General features: G+C 35.2%; 18 protein-coding genes. 17 read left to right on the top strand and 1 reads right to left on the bottom strand.

Going from position 1 to position 19,558, the window contains the following annotated elements; all coding sequences use genetic code 11:
* Positions 1-219 precede the first annotated feature (219 nt).
* From dut to pepF, 16 genes are all read left to right on the top strand, one after another.
* On the top strand, positions 220-651 hold the full coding sequence (gene dut, locus D7D81_RS13495) for a dUTP diphosphatase (protein WP_125990603.1): 432 nt from the start codon (positions 220-222) through the stop codon (positions 649-651).
* A 6-nt stretch (positions 652-657) separates the two neighbouring features.
* Positions 658-891 (top strand): PRC-barrel domain-containing protein, encoded by a 234-nt coding sequence (locus D7D81_RS13490; RefSeq protein WP_125990602.1) that lies wholly within the window; start codon positions 658-660, stop codon positions 889-891.
* A 338-nt stretch (positions 892-1,229) separates the two neighbouring features.
* Positions 1,230-2,270 carry an N-acetyl-gamma-glutamyl-phosphate reductase gene (gene argC, locus D7D81_RS13485; protein WP_125992177.1) on the top strand — a complete coding sequence of 347 codons (1,041 nt, stop codon included), beginning with the start codon at positions 1,230-1,232 and terminating at the stop codon, positions 2,268-2,270.
* Positions 2,271-2,301: 31 nt separating this feature from the next.
* Complete coding sequence (gene argB / locus D7D81_RS13480; protein ID WP_125990601.1) at positions 2,302-3,168, top strand: acetylglutamate kinase; 867 nt, start codon at positions 2,302-2,304, stop codon at positions 3,166-3,168.
* Between the two features lie 20 nt (positions 3,169-3,188).
* Positions 3,189-4,385, top strand: a complete 1,197-nt coding sequence (locus D7D81_RS13475; RefSeq protein ID WP_125992175.1) for an aspartate aminotransferase family protein — start codon at positions 3,189-3,191, stop codon at positions 4,383-4,385.
* Positions 4,386-4,519: 134 nt separating this feature from the next.
* On the top strand, positions 4,520-5,734 hold the full coding sequence (locus tag D7D81_RS13470) for an argininosuccinate synthase (RefSeq protein WP_125990600.1): 1,215 nt from the start codon (positions 4,520-4,522) through the stop codon (positions 5,732-5,734).
* The gene (locus tag D7D81_RS13465; protein WP_125990599.1) at positions 5,734-6,222 is read left to right on the top strand and encodes a GNAT family N-acetyltransferase; all 489 of its coding nucleotides are present in this window, start codon (positions 5,734-5,736) and stop codon (positions 6,220-6,222) included. Before D7D81_RS13470 ends, D7D81_RS13465 begins: the two co-directional genes overlap by 1 nt.
* Positions 6,209-7,618: an argininosuccinate lyase gene (argH, locus tag D7D81_RS13460; RefSeq protein ID WP_286169717.1), complete on the top strand. Its 1,410-nt coding sequence runs from the start codon at positions 6,209-6,211 to the stop codon at positions 7,616-7,618. The genes D7D81_RS13465 and argH overlap by 14 nt, the downstream gene beginning before the upstream one ends.
* 83 nt (positions 7,619-7,701) lie before the next feature.
* Positions 7,702-8,616, top strand: coding sequence for a homoserine kinase (gene thrB, locus D7D81_RS13455; RefSeq protein WP_125990597.1), 915 nt, complete (start codon positions 7,702-7,704; stop codon positions 8,614-8,616).
* Complete coding sequence (locus tag D7D81_RS13450; protein WP_353622079.1) at positions 8,613-9,896, top strand: homoserine dehydrogenase; 1,284 nt, start codon at positions 8,613-8,615, stop codon at positions 9,894-9,896. The genes thrB and D7D81_RS13450 overlap by 4 nt, the downstream gene beginning before the upstream one ends.
* Positions 9,897-9,928: 32 nt before the next feature.
* On the top strand, positions 9,929-11,146 hold the full coding sequence (locus D7D81_RS13445) for an aspartate kinase (RefSeq protein WP_125990596.1): 1,218 nt from the start codon (positions 9,929-9,931) through the stop codon (positions 11,144-11,146).
* 106 nt (positions 11,147-11,252) lie between these two features.
* A complete protein-coding gene (locus D7D81_RS13440) occupies positions 11,253-11,519 on the top strand; it encodes a cupin domain-containing protein (protein ID WP_125990595.1) in 267 nt (88 codons plus the stop codon).
* 123 nt (positions 11,520-11,642) lie between these two features.
* Entirely contained in the window at positions 11,643-12,521 is an 879-nt protein-coding gene (locus tag D7D81_RS13435; protein WP_125990594.1) for a VIT1/CCC1 transporter family protein, read from the top strand.
* A 380-nt stretch (positions 12,522-12,901) separates the two neighbouring features.
* Positions 12,902-14,734, top strand: coding sequence for an FAD-dependent oxidoreductase (locus tag D7D81_RS13430; protein WP_164522260.1), 1,833 nt, complete (start codon positions 12,902-12,904; stop codon positions 14,732-14,734).
* Entirely contained in the window at positions 14,727-15,254 is a 528-nt protein-coding gene (locus tag D7D81_RS13425) for a methylated-DNA--[protein]-cysteine S-methyltransferase (RefSeq protein WP_286169716.1), read from the top strand. The genes D7D81_RS13430 and D7D81_RS13425 overlap by 8 nt, the downstream gene beginning before the upstream one ends.
* Complete coding sequence (gene pepF, locus D7D81_RS13420) at positions 15,199-17,025, top strand: oligoendopeptidase F (protein WP_286169714.1); 1,827 nt, start codon at positions 15,199-15,201, stop codon at positions 17,023-17,025. Before D7D81_RS13425 ends, pepF begins: the two co-directional genes overlap by 56 nt.
* Before the next feature lie 216 nt (positions 17,026-17,241).
* Here the strand turns inward: pepF and D7D81_RS13415 are convergent, their stop codons facing one another.
* Positions 17,242-18,027 (bottom strand): alpha/beta hydrolase, encoded by a 786-nt coding sequence (locus D7D81_RS13415; RefSeq protein ID WP_125990591.1) that lies wholly within the window; start codon positions 18,025-18,027, stop codon positions 17,242-17,244.
* A gap of 124 nt (positions 18,028-18,151) precedes the next feature.
* Between D7D81_RS13415 and pepV the strand changes: the two genes are divergently transcribed.
* The gene (gene pepV, locus D7D81_RS13410) at positions 18,152-19,549 is read left to right on the top strand and encodes a dipeptidase PepV (protein ID WP_125990590.1); all 1,398 of its coding nucleotides are present in this window, start codon (positions 18,152-18,154) and stop codon (positions 19,547-19,549) included.
* The last annotated feature ends 9 nt before the right edge of the window (positions 19,550-19,558 follow it).

The raw sequence follows: 19,558 nt of genomic DNA, 5'->3' as shown, positions 1-19,558 counted from the left end.
TAAGGTGTTACCGTTGCGACACAACCTTAAACTGTTCTTGTACACTCTGCTTAGATGCGGAGTGCCTGCGGTGCAAGTCGACTCGTTAGTACTGGCCTCAACAATGCGTTTATAATAGAAGAGAGCAGTGAGTGAAGGGATGTATAATCCCCGGCGGTATATACTGATACTTTTCGAACAAACTCTATAACAGTATAAAATATACCAGGGGTGAAGATAATGAAAATACAAGTTAAAAGACTTAATAAAGATATTCCTTTACCAGAGTATCAGCATTATGGTGAAGATGCAGGACTTGATTTAAGGTCAGCTGAGAATCTTAACTTAGGTTCTGGAGAATACAGTTTAATAAAAACAGGAATTAAAATTGCTATTCCAATGGGATATGGTGGATTTGTCTATCCCAGGAGTGGTTTAGCGTTAAAACATGGTATTACTGTATTAAATGCAGATGGTGTAATTGACCCAGGCTATAGAGGCGAATTAGGGGTAATATTAATTAATCATGGTAGGAATGATTTTAAAATAAAGAAGGGTGACCGGATTGCCCAGTTAATTATACATAAGACTTTTCCGATAAAATGGGAGGAAGTAGATGAATTAACTGGTAGTAATAGGGGAACAGGGGGGTTTGGTCATACTGGATTATAAAATGGAGTGATTGTTTTGTGTTTAAATGACTTACTGGGTAAACTTGTAATAGATATTCATGGTAATAAACTGGGAAAGATTGATAATACGGATATTATTATAGAAAACCATCATGGGGAGATTGAATCGCTAATCTTGCATCACATAACTTCTTCAGAGGCTGTTATTATACCTTTTGGTGGTATCAAAGAGGTTGGAAGTAGTGTGGTAGTGGTGGATTCAAAGTTAAGGATTAATTAGTATGTAGTTTTTATAATTAAGCGTCTTGCATAATTGATTGTTATCAGACAAAAACTCCGCAACGAATTTAGTTTCGGCTAATTATGAGCTGTTTTAAACTCCCTACGGTCAAACAGCAAAACAGCTTTTTCCATAATTATCTTTACTAAATTCTGCTCCGTTTTAATCGTCTGGATAACAATTCAATTATGCAAAAGGTCTATTATGAAAGAGTCTTAACTAAATGTTTTTTTTATTAGCAGATTTTATTTCTGCTAATTTTTTTTTAAAATAATAAGATAAAACACTTGAATATATATACATGATAATGTATAATAATTCAAAAGGGGTTGAATATGATGATTAAGGTAAGTATTATTGGTGCAACAGGGTATACAGGTATTGAACTAATAAGGTTATTAAATAGACATAAAGATGTGGAAATAGACAGTCTTTTTTCTAATAGTCATGTTGGGAAAAATCTAGTGGACCTATACCCACAGTTCTATGGCAAGAAGGATTATATTTTTAAGGAGTTTACAATAGATGAGGTTAAAAACTCGGATATTGTTTTTACAGCTCTGCCTCATGGGGTTTCTCAAGGGATTGTGGCCAAATTATATCAGCATGGTATTAAGGTAATAGATCTAAGTGGTGATTATAGATATCATGATACAAAAATATATGAGGACTGGTATGGGGTTAAACATGAGTATGCAGAAATTGCTAGGGAGGCTGTTTACGGTCTGGTAGAATTAAATAGGGAATTAATAAAGGATGCCTCTTTAATAGCTAATCCTGGTTGTTATCCCACTGCAACATTATTAGGTCTTTTACCTGTGGTAAAGGCTGGTCTTATTGCTAACAATGAGATTATCATTGATGCTAAATCTGGGGTGAGTGGTGCTGGTAAATCAGTTAAAATTGATACAATATTTAATGAAGTTGATGAGAGTATAAAGGCTTATAGTGTTAACAAACACCGTCATACTTCTGAAATAGAAAACATACTGGCAGGTGTAATAAATACAAAAGAAGGGATTAAACTATCCTTTACTCCACATTTAATACCCATGAAAAGGGGTATGTTAATTACAATATACATCAGATTAAGTAATGAAATAAAGGAAGAGGGGTTAATTCAATTGTATAAAGAGTTTTATGCCCGGGATAGTTTTCTGCAGATATATAAATCTGGAAACCCACAGACTAAACATGTCCTTGGTTCAAATTATTGCCACATAGGCTTGAATATAGATAGAAGAACTAATAGATTAATAATCGTTTCGGTAATAGATAATCTTCTTAAAGGGGCATCTGGTCAGGCTGTACAGAATATGAATCTTATGTTTGGGTTACCAGAGGAGAGAGGCCTGGAAGATACAGCAATCTTTCCTTAATATTTTATATAAGAATAGGAGTGTAGCTGAAATGGAAAAGTATATTAAAAAAGCATGTGTTTTAATTGAGGCACTTCCATATATAAGACAATTTTATGGTAAAACCTTTGTTATTAAATATGGTGGTAGTATAATGACTAATGATCGGCTGAAGAAGCATGTTATTGAGGATATTACATTATTAAAATATGTTGGTGTTAATCCAGTTATTGTGCATGGAGGTGGACCAGCAATCAATGAAACACTGAGTCGATTAAATATAGAGAGTAAGTTTATTAATGGTTTACGGGTTACTGATAAGGAGACTATGGAGATAGTTGAGATGGTACTGGCTGCTAAAATAAATAAAGAGATAGTTGCTTTAATAAATGAGATGCGAGGTGAAGCGGTTGGGATCTGTGGGAAAGACGGTGATTTGATTAAAGCCCGTAAATTAGATGCTGTACAGGAGACCGACCTGGGTTATGTTGGTTTAGTTGAAAAGATAAATCCAGAGATTGTTAACCGTTTGATTGCTGATGGGTACATACCTGTCATTGCTCCTATTGGTACTGATGGTAAAGGTAATAGTTATAATATTAATGCTGATACAGTAGCTGGTAAATTAGCAGTGGCCCTGGGGGCAGAGAAATTAATCTTCCTGACAGATGTTAATGGTCTCAGGCATGACCCGGAAGATGAAGATAGTAGGGTTTCTGCCTTAAGAATAAGTGAAGTTAAAGAATGGATTGCCAGTAAAAAGATTAAAGGTGGTATGCTTCCTAAAGTAAAGGCCTGCATGGAAGCAGTGTTAAATGGTGTACAGAGAACACATATGTTAAACGGTTTGATTTCTCATACAATACTCCTTGAAATATTTACTGATCAAGGCATTGGCACGATGATACTAGAAGATTAATTTAATTGGAGAGTGAAAAAATGTTAAAGGAAGAGATAATTAAGTGTGATGAAAATTATTTTATGACAGTCTATAGCGGTAGGTACCCGCTTGTTATTGACCATGGTTCAGGGATAAGGGTTTACGGTCAAGATGGTCAGGAATATTTAGATTTTTTGGCTGGTATTGGTGTTAATGCCCTTGGGTATGGACACCCGGTGCTTGTAAAGGCACTCCAGGAACAGGTGGCCAAGCTAATACATTGTTCAAATTTATATTATATCGAACCCCAGGCCTACCTTGAGAAATTATTGATAAAAAATTCCTGCTGTGATAGGGTCTTTTTTGCTAATAGTGGTTCTGAGGCTAATGAAGGAGCACTAAAATTAGCCCGTAAGTATTTTAAGACCAGGGGGGAAAAGAAGTTCGAAGTTATTACAGCAGAGCGCTCATTCCACGGCAGGACCTTGGTTACTACGGCGGCTACAGGACAGGAAAAATATCATAAGCCTTATCAGCCACTACCTGAGGGTTTTACGGTAGTTCCCTTTAATGACCTGACAGCAATGGAAAAGGCAATAGGTCCTGAAACTGCAGCTGTGATGATTGAGCCTGTTCAGGGTGAAGGTGGTGTTTACCCTGCTGAGCAAGAATATCTACAGGGCTTAAGAGAATTATGTAATCAAAAGGATATCTTACTAATCTTTGATGAGGTGCAGTGTGGTGTGGGTAGAACAGGTAGTTTATTTGCCTATGAAGAATATGGTGTGGAACCTGATATTATGACACTTGCTAAAGCACTTGGTGGTGGTGTTCCTATCGGGGCATTACTGGCTAAAGAAAAAGTAGCCTCAGCTTTTGAACCCGGTGACCACGGTACAACCTTTGGTGGTAATCCCTTAGCAAGCAGGGCTGCTGTTACAACACTGGAAGTAATTCTGGAAGATGGTTTTTTAGAAGGTGTTAAGGAGAAAAGCAGCTATTTCGTTAAACAGTTAGAAGGGTTAATTGCAAAAACTCGTAATGCTAAGGGGATAAGGGGTCTTGGCTTAATGCTCGCCTTGGAATTATCAAGCAGTATTTCTGCTAAAGACCTAACTATGGAATTATTTAGTAGGGGGTTTCTGGTGAATGCAGTTCAGGAACATACCTTGAGATTTCTCCCCCCTCTTATTGTAGAAAAAGCTGATATTGACTTATTAGTAGGGGAGTTAGCAGATTTATTAAATAATAGTTAAAAAGGATTGAATTTATGCTTTGACAGTGATAATATTTATTATACTATTAGGGATAGTAAAGTATAAATTACACAGTAGTCCTTATAATGAAGGAATACTGTAGGATTTTCTAAAAATAGGGAGGTAAATTAATTATGAAAGATATTAATAAGATCGTTTTGGCGTATTCTGGTGGACTGGATACCTCTGTGGCTATAAAATGGCTTAAAGAGAAATATAATGCTGAAATAATTGCTTATTCTGCTAATGTTGGTCAGATAGGGGTAGAAAGCTGGGATTTAATTGAGGAAAAGGGTTATCAAACTGGTGCTGCCAAGGTTTATATTGATGATGTTCAGGAGGAATTTGTTAAGGATTATGTTTTTAAAGCACTAAAAACAAATGCCTTATATGAGGGCAAGTACCCCCTGGCTACTGCCTTATCCAGACCACTCATTTCCAAAAAGATGATTGACATAGCCAAAGAGAATGGGGCTGATGCTGTTGCTCATGGGTGTACTGGTAAGGGAAATGACCAGGTAAGGTTTGATGTTTCTTTCCGGGCACTTAACCCAGAGATTGACATTATTGCCCCATTAAGGACCTGGGAGTTTAAAACCAGGAATGAAGAGATTGATTATGCTAAAGCGAATGACATTCCAATTAAAGCTACTAAAGACAGTCCATACAGTTTAGATAGTAATTTATGGGGGATTGCTATTGAATGTGGTGTTCTGGAAGACCCCTGGAATGAGCCGCCGGCAGATGCCTATTACTGGACTAAAGACCCGGCTGATACACCAGACAAACCACTGTATTTAACTATCGGTTTTGAAAAGGGTGAACCGGTCCAAATAGATGGTAAAGATATGGAACCAGTAAACCTGGTTAAAGAATTAAATAAAATAGGATCAGAATATGGTGTTGGTAGAATTGATATGGTTGAAAACAGACTTGTTGGTATTAAATCTCGTGAGATTTATGAGGCACCTGCAGCCGTTATTCTAACTGAAGCCCATCAACACCTGGAAGATATGACACTTGACAGGGAAACATCTCACTACAAAAGAATTATAAGTGAGAAGTTTAGTGAGTTATTATATTATGGTCTATGGTTTTCTCCTTTAAGGTCTGCCATTGATGCCTTTGTAGAGGAGACACAGCAGCAGGTAAATGGAGAAGTAAGAGTAAAGTTATTTAAGGGGCAATGTACAGTTGTTGGCCGTAAATCTCCTTATTCTCTCTATCAATATGACCTGGCAACATATGATACAGAGGACAGTTTTGACCATAGTTCAGCTGAAGGATTTATCAAATTATGGGGACTGCCGACACAGGTTTATGGTAGTGTAAAGGGGCCTAATAAGTAATGGCGGTTACTATGGAGGGTTCAAAATATAAATTTAGAAAAGCCTGTTTGGATGATGCAGTAGCAATACATGACCTTGTACGAAAGGCCTTTGTCCACTATAGTAAAGAAGGGATGAATCCTGCAATGGAAGAATCCCTGGAAGAAATTTATAATGATATCAAAGATAATATTGTCTTAATTTTAGAAAAAAACGGTAGAATAATTGGTTCCCTTCGCCTCGTTTCTGAGGTTGAGGGAAGCTTTTATCTTAAGAGGTTTTCTATTGATCCGTCCTATCAGGACCAGGGTTTAGGAACGATCTTATATAGTGAATCAGAAAAGGCTGCCCGGGATAATGGTGGTAAATTTATTTATTTATATTCATCAGTGGAAGATGAAAGGCTTATTAATTTTTATAGGAAACTTGGTTTTAGCTGTCTAAAACTGGATAAAGTAAATGGTTATCAAAGAGGTCTGTGGGTAAAAAAAATTGATGGAGTTGATTGATGTGAAATTATGGGGTGGTAGATTTAATAAAGGAACTGACCAACTTGTTCATGATTTTAATGCCTCACTTGCTTTTGATAAAAGGTTGTATTCCTATGATATCATGGGAAGTAAGGTCCATGCAGAGATGTTGGCCAGACAGGGAATAATTAGTGAAAAAGAAGCCCAGGAAATTACTGATGGTTTAGAGAAGATTGAAAAGGCTATTAAAGAAGGGAAACTCCAGTTTAATAACTCTTTTGAAGATATTCATTCTTTTATAGAGAAACACTTAACTGATTTAATTGGTCCTACAGGAGGGAAACTCCATACTGCTAGAAGCAGAAATGATCAGGTAGCTCTTGATATTCGCCTTTATTTACGTGATAAAATTAAAGAAATAAAAAAATTGCTGTTGCTTTTCATGAAAACTATTACTGAACTGTCAGAAGAATATATTGATGTTTTTTTACCAGGATATACCCATTTACAGCGTGCTCAGGTTATTACCCTATCACATCATTTGATGGCTTATTACTTTATGTTAAAACGGGACTTTAGTCGCTTAAGTGATAATCTAAAAAGGGTAAATGTGCTACCATTGGGTTCTGGTGCACTTGCCGGGACAACCTTTCCCATAGATAGGGAATGGGTTGCTGATAAACTGGATTTTGATTCTGTTTGTTTAAACTCACTTGATGGTGTAAGTGACAGGGATTTTATTATAGAATTTTTAAGTATTGCTGCAACTATGATCATGCATCTAAGTCGTTTAAGTGAGGAGATTATTCTCTGGTCAAGTGGTGAATTTAATTTTATTGAACTTGATGATGCTTATGCCACTGGTAGTAGTATTATGCCCCAGAAAAAAAATCCTGATATTGCAGAATTAGTAAGGGGTAAGACCGGGCGTATATATGGTCATTTAATGCAATTACTTACTACCTTAAAAGGGTTACCACTAGCTTATAATAAAGATATGCAGGAGGATAAAGAGGGCCTGTTTGATACCATAGATAATCTGGAGATTATTCTTAAAATATACCCTGATATGTTAAAAACAATGAAGGTTAATAAAGAAAAAATGAAGCAAGCAGCCAGTTCAGGTTTTTTAAATGCCACTGATTTAGCTGATTATCTGGCGAAAAAGGGACTCCCTTTCCGGGAAGCACATGAGATAGTTGGTAAAGCAGTTCTTTATGGTCTTAAGCAGGGGATTGAATTGGAAGAGATACCTTTAGAAAAATGGAGAGAGTTGTTTCCTGAAAAAAATAATATTTTTAATAAGGATATGTATCATAATTTATTAATTAAAAAGATGCTAGCTAACCGCCGTTCGACTGGTGGCACCTCACCTGAGGAGACATTAAGTATTATTAATAATGAAAAGATATGGTTAAACAGGGCAATTATCTAAAAAGGCCTTGTTTTTTTTTAAAGTTAGTGATAAAATATACAAAAATAAAACTTGTCTTAATAAATTCTAGAGGGGTTTAACCTATGTTAAAATTAAAGGTTCCTGCTACATCAGCTAATTTAGGGCCGGGCTTTGATACACTTGGACTGGCTATGAAGGTCTATAATACCTTTTTCTTTTCTGAGATTGATAGGGGTATTGATCTAATAATAAGGGATAAAAGTACTGGGAAAATTTTTGAAATCCCTCAGGAGGATAATCTATTATATCAAGCAATGAAATTCCTTTTTAATAAAAGGGGTAAGGAGTTTACAGGCTTAAAAATTATTGAAGAAATAAATATACCCTTTGCCAGGGGTATGGGTAGTAGTGCTACAGCAGTTACTGCTGGATTGGTGGCTGCTAATATCTTAATGGATAAGCCCTATACAGAACAGGAGATTATTGATTTTTCAGTTGAAATAGAGGGTCACCCGGATAATGTCCTCCCTGCTTTAAAAGGGGGATTTGTTATTAATGTTATGTGTGATAATGGTCTTGTATATAAAAAAATGACTGTCTCTAATAATTTGAAAATCGTAATGATTATACCGGATTTTCAGCTTAAGACTGAGGTTTTACGTAGTGTTCTACCAGATAAGATTCAATATCGGGATGCCATTTTTAATCAGAGTAGGACAGCTCTATTAACAGCCTGTTTTTATGATAATGATTGGTCTAAATTAAGGTCAGCCATGGAAGATAGACTCCATCAGGACTATCGGGCAGATTTGATTCCTGGTTTTCATAAATTATTAGAAATTGCTTATCAGTCAGGTGCTCTGGGTGTGGCCTTAAGTGGTGCTGGACCTTCATTACTTGCTTTTTGTAAGCAGAACGAAGAGTTAATTGGTCAAAACATGGCAGCTAAATTTGCTGAGTTTAAAATTAATAGTACTTATATTATTACAGAAGTAGACAATAAAGGAATTCAAGTAGAAAAAACTGGGGTGAGATGATGATCAAGATAGGTCTTCTGGGATTAGGGACTGTAGGTAGTGGTGTTTTTTCTATTTTAGAAAAACATGCTGAAACAATTAAAAGAAAGGTCGGCACTGATTTAAAAATAGAGAAGGTGCTGGTCAAGGATAAGGATAAACAGCGTGATCTTGATTTTGATGATCAGATATTAACTGATGATATTGATGAAATAATAAATAATGAGGATATTGACTTGCTTGTTGAATTAATTGGTGGTGAAAACCCAGCCTATGATTATATTATTGCAGCACTTAATAGTGGAAAGAGTGTTGTAACTGCCAATAAATTGGTGATCGCTAAATATGAACAGGAAATAATGGGACTGGCCAGGGAAAAGGGTGTCCAGATAAATTATGAAGGTAGTGTTGCAGGTGGAATACCAGTTATAAGGCCACTTAAGGAATCATTTGCAGCCAATAAAATTGAGAGACTCTATGGTATTTTAAATGGTACAACAAATTATATCTTAACTAAAATGACTAATGAGGAACGTGAATTTGATGAAGTATTGGCTGAAGCGCAGAGCTTAGGTTATGCTGAAAGGGATCCTCATTCGGATATAAGTGGGGCAGATGCTGCCTATAAGATTTCAATATTATCATCGATAGCCTTTGAGACATCAATAGATATAAATGGGGTTTATGTAGAGGGTATTGAAGGCATAGAACTAGAGGATATAAAATTAGCAGAAGAATTAGGGTATGTTATAAAATTACTGGCTATTGCTAAATATCATCAAGATGGTCTTGATGTCAGGGTACATCCAGCCTTTATATCAAAAGAACACCCCCTGGCACTGGTCAATGGCGTCTATAATGCCATATATTTACACGGTGATGCAGTTGGAGATGTAATGTCATATGGTCAGGGTGCCGGTAGGATGCCTACTGCCAGTGCAGTTGTAGCAGATATTATGCAGGCTGCTAGAGATATATACTACCAGAGGCCTGAAGTAGATAATCTGGATTCAATTTATAATCATGATTTAGTTAATATTAGTCAGGTTGAAAACTCATTTTATCTACGCTTACAGGTCAAAGATAAACCCGGTGTACTTGCCCAGATAACAAAGATATTTGGGGAAAACCAGGTCAGTCTTGCCTCAGTAATCCAGAAACACCGTTTGTCAGAGATTGTGCCAATTGTATTGGTTACCCATCAGGTAAAAGAAGAGAATATTAACAAATCACTGACAGCTATCAAGGGGTTAGATGATGTAATATCAATAAAAAATTTAATACGTGTTGAAGAACTATAAATATTTATTCTGGCAGAAATGAGGATGATAAGATGGCATTAATTGTACAAAAATATGGGGGTACTTCGGTCGCTAATATAGAGAAAATAAATAATGTAGCAGATAGGGTTATTAAAGAATATAAAAAAGGACATGAAGTAGTTGCAGTTGTCTCCGCTATGGGTGATACTACCGATGAGTTGATTGGTTTAATGAAGCAGATTACTGATAAACCTAACCCGAGAGAATTTGATATGTTACTAACTACTGGGGAACAGGTATCAATAGCTTTATTAACAATGGCTATTCAGGAAAAAGGTTATGAAGCAATTTCACTTACTGGTAGTCAGGTAAAAATTGAAACAGATGACCACCATAGTAAGGCAGAGATAATGAATATTGATAATAGTAGATTGCGTAATGAGCTGGAGGAAGGCAAAATAATTGTAGTAGCAGGTTTTCAGGGGATAAATTCACAGGATGATTTTACTACTTTAGGTCGAGGTGGTTCAGATACAACTGCAGTAGCTCTGGCTATATCATTAAACGCCGACAGGTGTGAAATATATTCAGATGTTGATGGAATATATACTACTGACCCCAGGATTGTTTCTTCAGCAGCAAAACTTGATTATATTTCTTATGAGGAAATGCTAGAATTAGCTAATCTTGGTGCCAAGGTTTTACATCCGCGTTCAGTAGAACTGGCTAAATCATATAACTTAAAATTATATATTGCTTCAAGTTTTAACTATAGACCAGGTACAATTGTTGAAGGGATGGATGAAATGGAAAAGAGAAAAAGTGTTACTGGTATAACTTATGATAAGGATGAGGTTAAGATTACAGTTCAACAGGTTCCAGATGAACCTGGTATAGCGGGTCAATTATTTACCAGGCTTGCTGAAAATAATATTAATGTTGATATGATTATACAAAATTTACAGCATAACAAGGAAAATGATATTACTTTTACAGTTAATAAAGAAGACCTGATTAAGAATAAAGAATATATTATGAAAGTATCAAATGAAATTGGTTCAGATGGGGTAGAAATTGATCAAGATGTAGCCAAGGTTTCAATCGTTGGTGCTGGTATGATTACTACTCCAGGGATAGCTGCTAAAATGTTTACCGCTTTAGGAGAAAATAAGATCAATATCCAGATGATTACTACTTCTGATATTAAGGTGTCCTGTTTAATCAATGCTGATGATGCTGATAAGGCCCTAGAAATTTTACATGAATCTTTTGAACTTGATAAACAGTAATGAGTATAAAAATTATTTTCTTAAACAAATAAGGGAAAACTATAATAAGATGGTTGTTAGGTATAAATAGACTTCAATGAAATATCTGTTGGGGGGATGTACTATAATGAAAATTACTGTTGAAAAACCAAGTGAGGATAGGTTAAAAGAACTGGGTGTTAAGTCATGGCCAGTATGGGAAAAAGAGGCTTCAGAATTCCCCTGGTATTATGATGAGGAAGAGGTTTGTTACTTGTTGGAAGGAGAAGTGATTGTTGAAACAGATGGGCAGAAAGTGGAATTTTCTGCTGGTGAGCTGGTTACTTTTCCGAAGGGATTAGACTGCTTCTGGAAGATAAAAAAGGATGTAAAAAAACACTATAAATTTGCTTAGGATAATATATTATTTGCCGCAGTTATTTGATTTTCTGCGGTTTTTGTTTAGAGTAAGAAAACTATCGTTTAGGATTGGAGGTGGCAGCCGATAATATAATTGTTTATAATATCGGTAGAGTTTATGAATAAATCAATCAGTAATGAAACTGTTAATAGCTTATCGGTTTTACAAAAAAATGAGATTACTGAATATCAGATATATACTAGACTGGCCAGGCGAATTACTAATCAGGGTAATAAAGAAGTGCTGTTAAGTATAGCCAGTGATGAACTGACTCATTATAAGTTCTGGAAGGAATATACCGGTCGGGATGTAAAGCCTAACTGGTTTAAGGTTTATTTTTATTACTGTTTGGCTCTCATCTTAGGGTTGACTTTTAGCATAAAACTTATGGAACGTGGTGAAGTTGAGGCACAGGATATATATCAGGATATTTCCAGAGAGATTCCAGCAGCGGGAAAGATTGTTGATGATGAAGATAGACATGAGGAGGAATTAATAGCCCTTCTGGAGGAAGAGCGCCTTCAATATGTGGGGTCAATTGTTTTGGGTTTAAATGACGCCCTTGTTGAATTAACTGGTACACTAGCTGGTTTAAGTTTTGCCCTTAAGAATACCAGATTGATTGCTTTAGCTGGTATGATTACTGGTATAGCAGCTTCTTTTTCGATGGCTGCCTCAGAATATTTATCAACAAAATCAGAAAGTAGCCATAGTCATGCCTTGAAATCATCTCTATATACAGGAGGGGCCTATATTTTAACTGTATTTTTCTTAATACTACCTTATTTATTAATAAGTAATTATTTGTTTTCACTTTCTTTAACAATAGTTGCTGCTATTATGATTATCTTTATCTTTAATTTCTATATTTCTGTAGCAAAAGACCTTGATTTTAAGAAACGTTTTTTAGAGATGACCTCTATTAGTCTAGGTGTTGCTTTATTATCCTTTGTAATTGGTATAGTGGTCAGAGTAACTCTTGGTGTAGATATATAAATGTTATCTTGATTTTATAAATATAATTAAGTAAAGTAAATCACTGCAATTAACAATTTATGTTTATAACCACCTTCTTTTGTTTATTAAAGGTGGTATTTTTAGCTCGAATTAATAGTTAAACATCTTTTATAATGAACTTTCATTGCATAATTAATTATGGAAGGGCCTTGATTATCAATTATATTTTATATTAAGCTTTTTAAGATATATCAGATAAAATCATATACAGTCGGCAGGTATTTAATAAGAGATATAGAAATATAGTAAATGTGCAAGAGTAAAATTAGTCTGCAGTATTCTATCTAATATTTTTATTAAATGGTTATATTGATAATAAAGGGGTGTAGTAATTGAGGGTAAAAAATATTTTACTTATAATGGTGTTTTTTTTGATCTCGGTGAGTATATTTAACAGTTTATCAGCTGCTGAACTGGAGAATGAATTTTCTATTGTAGTATATGGAGGAGAACCGGAAGGTGTAATGGCTGCAGTTGCTGCTGCCAGACAGGGTTATAATACATTATTATTAATGGAACGAGATAAACCAGGTGGGTTAATGACATATGGAGGTTTGAATTTCTTAGATCTAAATTATGGTCCTGATCAAAGAAATTTAAATAAAGGACTTTTTGCTGAATGGCATCATATGCTTGATAATAGGGTTGTTTTCTCTATAGATGCGGCTGAAAAAGCCTTTGAAAAACTTATTTCCCGCGAAGAAAATTTAACAATCTATAATGGGGTCACGGTCAAGAGCCTGCAGGTTAATGATGGTATGGTTAAAGAAATTATAGTTAGTCGCAATTCAGAAGACATCTACCTTTACCCCTCAATGTTAATAGATGCCAGTCAAGATGCAGACCTTGCAGCAATAGCAGGGGCAGATTATTTTACTGGTGGTGCAGATATAGGACTCCCCGAAAGACATATGGCGCTTACAATGGTTCTTCATCTAGGTAATGTTAATGGGGATGGTATCATGCAGGAAGTGAGAAGTCAGCGATATGGTTTAGCACATATGAAGGATGACCATGCCTGGGGTTTTGTCAGGGTTGGTGAACTATACCAGCCCTTAGATAATAATATCAGGATGCGCGGGTTAAATATTGTAATGGAAAAAGATAAACAAAGTGGTAATTATGAAGTCTATATAAATTCCATGTTGATTTTTGATACTGACCCCCTTGATAAAAAATCAATATCTAGAGCATACAATAGAGGGAAAAGAGAAGCTGCTAATGTCCTTGAATTTCTAAGAACTAATTTTAGAGGTTTTGAAAAGGCTGAAATAATAGATTACTTACCAGAATTATATGTTAGAGAGAGTAGACATATAGTAGCTGCTTATCAATTAAAGATAACAGATTTATTTAATAATAGGGTTTTCAATGATACTATTGCTTTAGGGTCTTATCCCCTTGATTATCAAGCATCTGGTACAGATAATACTGGTTATGTTTTATTTAATCCCATAATATATGGTATTCCACTAAGGTCTTTACTACCGCATAATTTCAAGAATATGATGGTTGTTGGTAGGAGTAGTGGTTTTAGTTCTCTGGCAGCCTCCAGCAGTCGGGTTTTACCTACAGGAATGGCCTGTGGTGAGGCAGCTGGTATTGCAGCAGCTTATGCCCTGGAAAACAATAAAAACATTCCAGAATTAATTACAGATAATGAGATGATTAATTCGATACAGCAGGAATTGGGACTGGATTCTTTACTTAAAATTTATAGTAAAGAGACTAATAAAGAAATAATAGAGGATCAAGTATTACTCCCTTATCTTGAAGAATTAATTTCCTGGGGATTGCTTAATGGTGGTTATAGTAATGACTTCAAATTAAAATCCACGATAACTGAGCGGCATTTTGCCCATAAAATTGCTGAAGGTTTAATCAGGAGACAGGCAGATATCTTATATGAGTGGGTTCCAGGTGGTTTAGAATCAGTTAGTAGTACACAAAGTCTTACACGAAATCAGGCTGCTAAACTACTCCTGGTAGCTGCCAGTAAATCTATTGAAGGGCTTTCAGGTGATGAATATTATCATCAGGCTATAAGTAATGAATTAATACCTGATTATATAATTGAAAATATTAGGATTGACCGTGTATTAAACAGAAGAGAGGCATATATTATATTGGGGTCATTTTTGAAAAACTGTAGTACAGCAGATGATATATCTTTTTACAGGGGGTATGAATAGAGGTATGTGTATGGTTATGAATTTTGTGTATCCCTCTCCAATTGGATTATTGAATATATTTTTTAAGAAAAAGGGTATTATAAAGATAGATTATATTGATAAGCAAAGGGCTGTAAATGAATATAATAAAAACTTAGTTTCTGATTATTATAATGATATTTATGAACAATTAAATGCATATTTTATTGGTAAATTAAGGTCTTTTGAGCTACCATTAATATTGACAGGAACCAGGTTCCAGCTTCGGGTCTGGAATGAACTTGTAAAAATACCCTATGGTGAAAAAAGCACATATAAAGAGATTGCTGAAGCTATAGGTAATCCACAGGCCGTTAGGGCGGTTGGAAATGCCAGCAGATCTAACCCCATCCCAATTCTTGTACCCTGTCATCGGATTATTGTTTCAAATGGTGATTTAACAGGATATAATGGGGGACTAAATAGGAAAGAATGGCTGATAAAGCATGAAAATAAATATAGAAAGGAAGAGATTAATGGCCAGAGAGTTACCTTTACGTGAGGAGATTGATGATAAATTTAAATGGAATTTGACTGATATTTATGCAAGTGAGGAATTATGGGAGGATGGTTTTACAAAGGTTGAAGGATTATTAAAAGAGGTTAAATCTTATCAAGGGGGATTGACGGATTCTGCTGATAGTTTACTTGCTGGATTAAATCTTATTATGGAGATAGAGGAGATCGTCAGCAGATTATATGCCTATGCCCATATGAAACAGGATGAAGATACTAATAATCAGAAATATCAGGGATTATATGATAGGGCACAGGGATTATATAATAGGGTTGCCAGTGCAACCTCCTTTATGATTCCAGAAATATTAACCTTATCATCTACACAGCTTAGGGAATATTTAGAGGGAAATCAGGAACTACAATTATATCAACACCTTTTGAAAAATGTATTAAGACAAAAAGAACATTATTTATCAGCTAGGGAGGAAGAAATACTGGCCATGGCGGGCGACCTGGCTCAGGGTCCAGGGAATATCTTTGGCATGTTAAATAATGCTGATCTGGTATTTCCTGTTATTAAAGATGAGAATAATGAGGAAGTAAGATTAACCCATGGAAGGTATATTGAATTTCTGCGGAGTAAAGATAGAAGGGTCAGGAAAGAAGCCTTCACTGCCCTTTATAATAAATATGATGAATTTATCAATACTTTTGCTACTGTCTTAAATACATCTGTAAAGGGGCATATATTCTACAGTAAAACACGCAAGTATAATTCTGCGTTAGAGGCTGCACTCGATGATGATAATATTTCGGTAGATGTATATGATAATTTGATAAAAACTGTCAAAGATAATCTGGAGCCTATGTATAAGTATATTGACCTTCGTAAAAAAATATTGGGTGTTAAAGAACTACATATGTACGATATTTATACTCCACTGATTAGTAATATAGAGATAAAAATGTCATTTGATGAGGCCAAGGAAACAGTTAAAGCAGGTCTCCAACCACTTGGTGAGGAGTATATTTCATTACTGGAAAAAGGATATAATTCTGCTTGGATAGATGTCTATGAGAATAGGGGTAAAAGGTCAGGGGCATATTCTTCTGGGTGTTATGGTGTCCATCCTTATGTTCTGTTAAATTATACAGAAGGTCTTGATAATGTATTTACTCTTGCTCATGAAATGGGGCATGCCTTACATAGTTATTATTCAAATAAAAATCAACCCTATGTTTATGCTAACTATAAGATTTTTGTGGCAGAAGTGGCTTCAACACTTAATGAAACACTTTTGATACACCACTTGCTTAAAAAGACTAATGATAAAGAAGAAAAGAAATACTTAATAAACCATTATTTGGAGCAGTTCAGGGGGACTGTTTTCAGACAGACTATGTTTGCTGAATTCGAAAAAATAATCCATCAAACTGTAGAAAAAGGGAATCCACTTACACCACAGTTTCTACAGGAGGTTTATCATAAATTAAATGAAACTTATTATGGTAGTAAGGTTGTACTTGATAAAGAGATTGATCTCGAATGGGCACGAATCCCTCATTTTTATTATAATTTTTATGTCTATAAATATGCCACAGGTTTTTCTGCAGCCACTGCTCTGGCAGCAAAAATATTAAATGAGGGGGAATCAGCAGTAAGGGATTATCTTAACTTTTTAAAGAGTGGTGATTCAGATTACCCAATAAATCTATTGAAAACTGCTGGTGTAGATATGAGTTCACCAGAACCAATTAAATCTGCTATAAATACTTTTAATGAATTTGTTATTAAATTAGAGGGATTGATTTAGTAAAAAACCTTATTATTAAGCGTCTTGCATAATTAATTAACGTCGGCTAAAAACTCCGCGACGGCTTCCGTAATAATTGATTATGGTTTGTTTTAAACTCCCTTCGGTCAAACAGAAAACAAACTACTTCATAATCAATTATACTCCAGCCTGCTACGTTTTAATGTCTCCTTTTAATTAATTATGCAATTCAAATCTAATTATGAAGACTCTTATTTAATTATTTAAAAAGTCTATTACTTGACAGGCACATCGCTCTTTTTCTCTGCCATTACAGATGACATGGCTGGATTTATTAAAGGTGATACTGCTTATATTTCTGCTCTGAATTGTATTTTTTATTTTAATGCCGGCTTTTAAAGGGACAGTATTATCATTTTTAGAAGTGATTACCAGGGTATTAGTCGTTATTAAGGGTAGTTTTTTTCGAGCGAGTAGCATAAGTTTGTGTAGTTCTGAAACCTGCTTTAAATATACCCGGGAGGAATATTCCTGCTGCATTGCTATTATTTCTTCTTCTTCTGTTTCTTCAGGGGCCAGGTTTATTTTAGTCGACCAGGATTTTATAAAGTATTTAAGAAAATGGCTGAAAATAATCCTGGAGTCTTTTACATATATTGCAGGGGCAATTAGGACTAATTTGTCTATATTAAATCTGGCTGCGGTAATAATGGCAAGTACTCCACCCATGGAGAGTCCTCCCAGATAAATTTTTTGATAATCTTTTTTAAGATTGAGATAGCTGTCATAGACTTTGCTCAACCAATCATGTCTATTACTGTTCTTAAAGTCACTGATATTTGTGCCATGGCCCGGCAGGCGTGGTATGTAAACAGTATGTCCGATTTTATTATTTATTTCTTTTCCGAGATAAGTCATCTCATATGGACTGCCGGTAAATCCATGGATAAGTAGAACAGCAATTTGGCTGTTCCCTGGTAAATACTGTTCCCTGGCAAGGCTGAAAACAGAGGGGTTTGCTTTGATTTTAATATCCCTCATCTTTAATACCTCCTATTTTAAAAATTGATAATTATTGCCTAAGTCTGGGTGGTGGAGTTATTTTGTTCTTTATTAAAAATAGTATATCATAATATATTATATGGTATAAAGGGGGCATAACGTTATGAATAAAAAAATAAATCAAAGGGTTGATGAATTACGGGGAAATATTGTGAAAGCACTGCAGGGACTGCTGCAGATCAGGAGTGTTAAATCTTCTCCAGAGGAAGGGAAGCCTTTCGGTAGGGGCATTGATGAATGTTTGAATGAGTTTTTGTCTTTGGCCGATAAGATGGGTTTAGTGAATAAAAATATTGCTGGACATGCAGGATATATAGAAATTGGCCAGGGGGAAAAGATGTTGGGGATCTTGTGTCATCTGGATGTAGTACCAGAGGGTAAGGATTGGACTTATCCACCATATGGAGGGGAAATACATTATGAAAAGATTTATGGACGGGGGGCTATTGATGATAAAGGACCGGCTGTTGCAAGTTTGTATGCCTTAAAAGCAGTTAAAGACTCTGGGATAACCTTAAATAAAAGGGTAAGATTAATTGTTGGGACAGATGAGGAAAACTCCTGGGAGGGATTGAACTATTATTTAAAGAATGAAGAGATACCTGATCTGGCGTTTACTCCTGATGCAGATTTTCCAGTTATTTTTGCAGAAAAGGGTATCTTAAATATAACTATGCAATATGAAATTGAAACAGAAACAACAGAAAAGACTAAGATAAGGTCTATAACAGGTGGGAATGCAGTGAATATGGTTCCTGATTACTGCCAGGCGGTTTTGGAGAACAATTGTCAGGCAATGATAGAAAAAAGGATAAATGATTTCAATCTAAAAGATGGTTTTAGCTTGAAATTAGAGGTAGCTGATGACTTATTAATAATTAAATCTTATGGAGTTTCAGCACATGGTAGTCTACCGGAAAAAGGCATTAATGCTGTTGCTAATTTATTAGTGTTTTTAGGTGAACTTGAGGGCATAAATGGTTGTCTGGATCAATTTATTAATCTGTATAAGCAAAAAATTGGGTTGGAGACTAATGGAAAGAGTATTGGTTGTTTAATGGAAGATGCTGTTTCCGGTAAGCTGACTTTTAATGTAGGTATGATTGATGTTGATGAAAATAGCTGTAAATTAGGTATTGATCTCAGATATCCAGTCACTAAAACTAAAGAGGAAGTAATAGGTTGTCTGAAAAGCAATCTTAAGGGAACAGGTATTGAATTACTTGAAGGGAAAAACCATAAGCCATTATTTGTATCACAGAATTCCCGTTTAGTTAGTACTTTGACAGAGGTTTACAATAAATTTAGTGGAGAAAAAAGAGAACCTTTAGCTATTGGTGGGGGAACATATGCCAGGGCTCTTGAAAATGCGGTGGCTTTTGGACCGTTATTTCCAGGTCAGAAAGAGCTAGCACATCAAAAGGATGAATATATATCAATTAAAGATCTGGTTAAGATTACTAAAATATATGCTACTGCAGTTGAGAAACTTGCTCAATAGAAATTAAAT

It is taken from the genome of Halocella sp. SP3-1 (genome assembly GCF_003953885.1).
Taxonomy (GTDB): Bacteria; Bacillota; Halanaerobiia; order Halanaerobiales; family DTU029; genus Iocasia; species Iocasia fonsfrigidae.
The sequence above is the reverse complement of the archived record's forward strand: the minus strand, read 5'-3'. Positions and strand labels throughout refer to the sequence as shown.